Source organism: Peribacillus sp. NPDC096622 (assembly GCF_044762665.1).
GTDB classification, from domain to species: Bacteria; Bacillota; Bacilli; order Bacillales; family DSM-1321; genus Peribacillus; species Peribacillus frigoritolerans_B.
This window is the reverse complement of sequence record NZ_JBIWES010000049.1, coordinates 1-6,185: the sequence shown is the minus strand read 5'-3', so window position 1 is coordinate 6,185 and position 6,185 is coordinate 1. Positions and strand designations below refer to the sequence as shown.

Sequence of the window (6,185 nt, the reverse complement as noted above, 5' to 3'; positions counted from 1 at the left end):
TTTCAATACTCTGTTTAAAAGTAGAATAAAAAAATAATTTCCCTAATACACCGAGTGGTGCAAATCGTTGATACATCAATGTTTATAGAGGGAGGTTAGTTCCATAAGAAAACCAGTCAATTTATTAATGGTTGAAGCTCAAACCTTATTATCCAATCCAATTTTACCGGATCGTTGATCTAAGGATTTGCGTCCATAATTAAATTCCCGTAACTAAACCCCAAACTGTTTTAAATGATGGTCAAGATGCTTATAAATTCCATGTCCCCATTGCTCAGAAGAAAGTTTTCCGAAAAAAGGATGTGGGTGACTTGTACAAGCCTCTGGTCCATTCTTTTGGAAGGTTGTAATATTTTCTTTCAATCTTTCTCTTTCTATTTCAAAATCTTTTTTATCGGTTATTAAAATGGTTGGAATAGTAGACATATTATGTGGTAGGGGCTTGTCATTATAAAACATGGTTTTTGCAAACCGACCTACTAGTAGCCCTAACCAACCTCTTGGAGGCATAGAATAGCCCATAGCAATGTCTTGGAAGGATGAGCAATGAGCTAACATTTGGGCGACATCCATTTTTCCCCATAATGGTTTTGAATTTGCGCTTAAGTTGTCGATACGTTTTAAAATTTCTTCTGTAAACAAGACCTCTAAAATATTATTCATTAGAATAACTCCTCTAAATTTTGTTGATTTAAAACAGTAATTGATTATTTGATGTATATTCAACGTCAACATCATTTTATCCTTCTAAGCTAAAGGGGGACTGTTCCAGGAGGGATTGAAGTCCTGTTGGTTGAGCTAATATGAAGAGGCTGCATTCCTGTGATAATAGAAATGGCAAATGACAAGTTTTGTGAAGGAATGTACTTAAACAAAAGGGTGCTTTAGTTGAAGATCACGAAGGGCTGTTTAGACAGTCCTTTTTATTATTCTAACAGGCAGTTTAGTTGAAGAAAAGAAGCTAACATTCCACTCGAATATATTTTTGAGGTCAACACATCAACACATTATGTAGAAAAGATTCAAAAGCAGAAGTGGAGCAATTGCTCTTCTTCTAAAAAAAAGAACGGTAAATAACCGTTCTTTAAGTAGTAATCTATAATTTTGTTTCACCATCAATAACAGTTAGGAATCTATTATTCCAAATAGACTCATGATGATTAATAATATCACTTGCATTTAAAATTACACCATTTAATGTACTATGTGTCTCTTTCAAAAGTAGATTTTTTTGATACCCTAAACTAAAGGCAGCTCTAATAGTTGTGTCGAGACAAAACTCAGTCTGTGCGCCTGCAAAAATGAGTTGTTCTATTTCATTGGTTCTTAAATAATCTAAGAGTTCAGTTTGATAGAACGAATCCCATTTTGATTTTTTGATGATTTTATCGGTAGAGGATACTAATAAATTTTTATGAAGTTTCCAGTCATTTTTCCCTTCAAAAAGTTCGTCTTTTTCGTTTTGGCTAGTATGTTGAATGAAGATAACTTGTATATTTTTTTCATGAGCTTGCTTAATTTGCTCATTTATATTAATAACTAATTGCTCATTATTAAATAAATAGTTTTGGGGATAATTAAAGAAAATTTCTTGCATATCAATAATTATTAGAGCCTGTTTCATCAAATAACACTTCCTGTTAGTTTCTTTTTAAATATAACAGGTGGAAATTAAATTTTGCAATAAAAGAAAATGTCCTTGTGGAACTATCGGGGCAGTTTAGTTTAAGAGTGTTGTTTGTCTTTACTCAACAATTGGGCCATTTAATGGAATAAGGCTTAATGAACGGTCAGTTGAAGAAAAAAGGTTATTTCGTTCTATTGTCGAATTTAGTCTATTTAAGAAGAGTAGATTTTCAAAGGAGAAAGAGTATGCAAAAAAAGGGGCAATTAGAAGTTTTTAACCTACACGAATTAATACAAGACCAAAAGGACTACACAAACTTTATCGTAAGTGAAGTAAATGACCACGCTCTTAGAATAGCTGTGATAAATGGAGAATTTCACTGGCATAAACACGACGATTGCGATGAATTATTTTATGTATTAGAAGGTGAACTTTTCATAGACTTAGAAAACAATGAAACAGTTTCTTTGAAACCAGGTGAAATATTTACTGTTCCTGCTAATACAATGCATCGTACTCGTTCAAACGAACGGACAGTTAATATATGTTTTGAAAAGGCGAGTATTGACATAAAAGGAAGTAACAGTGAGTTGTAATTATCTATGGGGTTATTTCACTAAAGGGGCGCGATTCTTTAATAAGAATCGCTTTTTTTAATGAACTAACGGGTGCTTTTGCTGAAGATCGGAGCTGTCTTTAAGGCAGCTTTTTTCTTATGGGACTAACGGGGCAGGTTAGTTGAACAAGATTTTAATATTTGGTCAAAGTCATTATAGATAAATGTTAAAATGTTCATATGATTTTGTGAAGAAATAGGTTAGCTATGTCAAAAAATGTGAAATGGGTTACAATTCTTATTCCTACTTTTTTTTCCTTATCCAGTTAATATTAAAATTTAATTATGATTCTAGTTTTTTACGCATAAAATTCATTGAGCTTTATATCAATTGTATTCCTATAACGGTTTGTGTAATATTTTTGATGAAAAAAGCGATAGTAAATAATTTTTATAAGTTAGTCATTCTAACTGCTTTTATTGTGTATTTATGCTCGTTACATCAGGTAGTTACCTTTATTTAGGTATGGCATTATTTGGAAGGACGAGTTATATCTTCAACAACTCCATTGCTAAATTTAGTTCCTTTTAAAACAATTCTAGCATCACAAATTACACAAATAATGGGTCCTTTATTAATGTTGACCCCATTATCTTTTGCACTAATGTCTCTTAGCATCTTAAAAAGTAAAAAAAAGACTATTATGGTTACAATGCTTATCTCTATTGGGATTGAACTAATTCAATTTATTGAAAATTCTACAGGGGCAGCGTTTTTAATTTATGCTCGTTCAACAAACATTGATGATGTCATTTTAAATATCCTTGGGGCCGTGATAGGGGTATATATCTATTTTTTGTTTAATCATTTTATAAGTAAGGAACAATCTGAAAGGTTACAAATTAGTAATTGATATTAATAATATTCTTGAACTAACAGGTGCGATAGCTGAAGATCGGAGCTGTCTATTAGGCAGTCCTTTCTTTATGCAACTATCGGGGCAGGTTAGTGCCATAAGAGGGAATATTTAGAAGGACGTTGAATTGGAAATTAAAGGGAGGGTTTCGAGTAACATAGCAAGTTCAGATATTATTCAATAATTTATATTTAGCTTTGTTGGGTAGTCTTTTTGCAGAAGGTTATCTCTTTTATGGAAAAATTTGCTAATCATTGTTTACTTAATGAATACTCAATCGTTAATAGTGTAGGAGGGTGGTCATGGATGAATAATTAAGCTTGTACCTAAATAAAAAACTGAAGGCTGTGTATTTCTTTTTGCTAAAAATGGGAGCGATCAAAGAGGATGCGGAAGACATTGTTCAAGAAACGGCTTTTCAATTTGTGCAATATCTAGATACTCTTCAGGAAGAGTATGTTGATGCGTGGCTTTAGATTAAAGGGTGCTTTTTACCGAAGCACCGAAGGCTATTGCTAACTATAAGGCTGAGATCGGCTAATATCGAAGTAGAGGAAGCGTTCCTTCGTGAGGAATTAGTTAAGTTTAGGAAAGGAACTTGCGGATAACCTTGCTTCCCAAGAAGTTGATTATAGAACAAATGGGGCATGTTAGTTGAAGAAGGAATGAGACTTCGCTTAATTTACCTGTGTAACCAAAACCACCACCGTTATTAAGCATCAGAAAGTTGTAAATTGGAAAAAGCCCACAACATTTAGGTTGGGGCTCTTCTTGCTCCTATTTACTGACTTTGGCAGCTAGTTGGCGATTTTTGTGACTACTAATGAGGGATACCTATATGTTACATTGGCAGATGCAGTAATAACTCTAATACTTAGCCTATCGTTTGCGGATAATCGACGTTGGATTGTTCTTCCTATCGTGTTTCTAGTTTCAACTTGCGATGGTTGCCCGCCTGGACCACCTGTAATTCGATTAAAGGATTCAAAAGTACTTTCAAGAACTGGGGTTGTGTCATTGATGAATAACCTGAACTGCACTTCGGTATTAAACGTTAAGTTAGAGGCATTAATTAGTCTAGCTGTTAAATCCATGCTAATCTCATATACCCCAGCAGTCAGAACCTCAATATCAGTATAAGGTCCAAGACCAGGAGGAAAAGGAACTGTTCCTAATAACGGCCCAGGAGTTGTGAAAACAACCTTCTGCCCCAGAGTAGGGGGATTTACCGTAGACACTGTGACAAAATTTCCAGACGGATCGTACAATGATCCATAAGCCAAAGCACCCCCTGGTCCTTGAGGTCCAGTTTCTCCTTGAGGTCCAGTTTCTCCTTGAGGTCCAGTTTCTCCTTGAGGTCCAGTTTCTCCTCGAGGTCCTGGAGGTCCTGGAAGTCCTTGAAATCCTTGAGGTCCTGGAGGTCCTGGAGGTCCTTGAGGTCCTCGAGGCCCTTGTTCACAATCCTTACATTTTTTATGATCGTTTTTATTAAGGAAATCATCGTTATTACACTTATAGGTCGTGTCAACAAATCTACGACCTTGAATTGGCTTTTCTATTTTACTCACCCTTTTTCCTCATTGTTCACTTTCCGAAAAGTCGAGCAATGAAGCTTATTTTTTATTTTTTCCGCGTCTCTTTCTGCTTTAATAGTTTCTATTTCCTCTTTAGCAGAGGATACAAGGGGTCCTATACGTTTTACAGTAAGTGACGGAGATCTATAAGAAACACTTCCACTCACATTTTGAATAAACACAAACACGTTTTCTCCTGCATTTAACTCCACTTGGACGGTCTCACCTATAGTGTTAAACCATGAAGGTTCTCCAGTTTGACATGTCAATCCTGTTACGATTTCGAAAGAGGAACCTGGAATGGGCCCTATGACACTTCAGTTAATCGTGAATAAGGCAGTTTCAAGTTCATTAGTAATAACAACAAGGTCGGCACTTATTTCATAGACATCACTAAGAGAGACAGTGATCTCATTTGTTTCCGGATTCGGGATTGTATTTAAACTAAATCCTGGGAAATCAAAATCTATACGGACACGATCCTGCCCTGTTCTAGTGCCTTCCCCATAAAACGAGCCAAAAGCTGGAGTGACACCAGGTCCTGGAAATCCTTGAAATCCTTGAGGTATCAGAAGGTTTTTAGGAGGTTAAAAAACACTTCCTTTCATCAGTATTATTACTAATATATGTAGTTTGGGATGAAAGGTTTGTACTACATAAAAAAAGCTTTTCCCCCCCTCTATTCGGTGGGTAAGTTCCAAATGTATTTAGCTAACTAAATTGGTGTAACTCCCTGCTTATTTTTTTGCCCTTCTCCTGGCGAGTTATGGCCACCCCACCGCAAAAATTTTTAGAGAGAAAACGGAATAAATGGAAACCTCGAAATTCCTAACCACCCCTTCTCCTGCATGGCTTCCTGTATTGAATTGAGTAGGGTAATTACCTGCATATCGATAGATAAATTGCCTAGAATCGCCTTCAGCGACATGCATTTAGAAGTTCCACCGTAATTCGTACCTCGATTAGCATTTTAGTGACCGGCTGCTGTTTATGGTTAGGGTTATTTACCAAATAATACCACTACTACATTTCGGAAATGGTGAGTCTATTTTCCGAGTACCAGTCACTGGGGGTAGGAGGGGGGATCCGATATTCCGTACCTTCCCTATAGGGAGCAGTTGGAGGGAGGGTTATATCCTGCCCACGTAGATCCTTGACTCTAATCTAATCCCTTTTCTCTTCTTCTTTCGTTATTCCTATTGTGCTAGTTAGGTTGTATCCTGCATTGTACATAGGTTGGGTATGAGGAGTGTACGGCCCCTCTAATGGGCTTCTATTGGATATATATATAAATGAGTTTTGAGCACAACTTTCATTATTAAACAAAACCAGCTAAGTTTGATTTAATACACTTAAACTAACGGGTGCGTTAGCTGAAGATCGGAGCTGTCTTTAAGACAGCTTTTCTTATGGAAATAAAGGGGCAGCATTCCTGTTAGAAGGATGTTCGGGGTCTTGAAAGAAAAAGAGCCCTCTTGTATGATGCATGAGTGTCAACGACCATTGACCCA

General features: G+C 36.1%; 6 protein-coding genes. 3 read left to right on the top strand and 3 right to left on the bottom strand.

All coding sequences use genetic code 11. The features are described from left to right. Positions 1-213: 213 nt before the first annotated feature. A complete protein-coding gene (locus ACIQYG_RS26720) occupies positions 214-663 on the bottom strand; it encodes a DUF1569 domain-containing protein (protein WP_402844574.1) in 450 nt (149 codons plus the stop codon). Positions 664-1,096: 433 nt separating this feature from the next. Then, positions 1,097-1,624, bottom strand: coding sequence for an isochorismatase family protein (locus ACIQYG_RS26715; protein WP_243551106.1), 528 nt, complete (start codon positions 1,622-1,624; stop codon positions 1,097-1,099). Positions 1,625-1,872: 248 nt separating this feature from the next. Between ACIQYG_RS26715 and ACIQYG_RS26710 the strand changes: the two genes are divergently transcribed. The 3 genes from ACIQYG_RS26710 to ACIQYG_RS26700 all read left to right on the top strand — a co-directional run bounded on the left by ACIQYG_RS26710 (position 1,873) and on the right by ACIQYG_RS26700 (position 3,576). Further along, positions 1,873-2,223: a cupin domain-containing protein gene (locus tag ACIQYG_RS26710; RefSeq protein ID WP_402844567.1), complete on the top strand. Its 351-nt coding sequence runs from the start codon at positions 1,873-1,875 to the stop codon at positions 2,221-2,223. A 496-nt stretch (positions 2,224-2,719) separates the two neighbouring features. After that, positions 2,720-3,097 carry a VanZ family protein gene (locus tag ACIQYG_RS26705; RefSeq protein ID WP_402844565.1) on the top strand — a complete coding sequence of 126 codons (378 nt, stop codon included), beginning with the start codon at positions 2,720-2,722 and terminating at the stop codon, positions 3,095-3,097. A gap of 323 nt (positions 3,098-3,420) precedes the next feature. Beyond that, entirely contained in the window at positions 3,421-3,576 is a 156-nt protein-coding gene (locus ACIQYG_RS26700; protein ID WP_402844562.1) for an RNA polymerase sigma factor, read from the top strand. 749 nt (positions 3,577-4,325) lie between these two features. Here the strand turns inward: ACIQYG_RS26700 and ACIQYG_RS26695 are convergent. Continuing rightward, a complete protein-coding gene (locus tag ACIQYG_RS26695) occupies positions 4,326-4,601 on the bottom strand; it encodes a hypothetical protein (protein WP_402844559.1) in 276 nt (91 codons plus the stop codon). Between the last annotated feature and the right edge of the window lie 1,584 nt (positions 4,602-6,185).